The 550-nt window shown below is 69.5% G+C and carries 1 protein-coding gene; it reads right to left on the bottom strand.

The window, feature by feature from the left end:
- Positions 1-137: 137 nt before the first annotated feature.
- Positions 138-550: aldehyde dehydrogenase family protein (locus JCM19049_RS17185; RefSeq protein WP_279403519.1), on the bottom strand; the 413-nt coding region annotated here is incomplete at its 5' end.

Raw genomic sequence — 550 nt, 5'->3', positions numbered from 1 at the left:
GCCAGGACCTGGCCGAGCGGGTCCTGGAACTGGGCCGGGCCGGCAGGTGCCGGGCAGCAGGAGCTGGCCAGCTACTTCTTCGCCACCACCACCCCGGGGCAGGCCACCGAGCTGCTGCGCCGGCTGGTCTGCGGCTCCTAGCGCTGGCGGAACACCGTGTCCTGCCACGGGCGGTGCGCGGCCCGTTCGTGGGAGAGCAGCACGTGCTTGATGTTCGTGTACTCGTCGAAGGAGTACTGGCTCATGTCCTTGCCCTGCCCCGAGGCCTTGTAGCCGCCGTGCGGCATCTCGGAGATGATCGGGATGTGCTCGTTGATCCACACACAGCCTGCCTCGATCTCCGCCGCGGCGCGCAGGGCCCGGTTCACATCCCGCGTCCAGGCGCTGGCCGCCAGGCCATAGGGGGTGTCGTTCGCCAGGGTGATCGCCTCATTGTCCGTGTCAAAGGGCAGGGCGACCAGCACCGGGCCGAACACCTCCTGCTGCACGATCGCCGAATCCTGCCGGGCCCCGGTGATCAGCGTGGGACGGAAGAATGAGCCGGGGCGCG

The sequence above is a fragment of the Arthrobacter sp. JCM 19049 genome (assembly GCF_001310435.1).
Note: the sequence above shows the minus strand (reverse complement) of the source record. Positions and strands in the feature narration are given on the sequence as shown.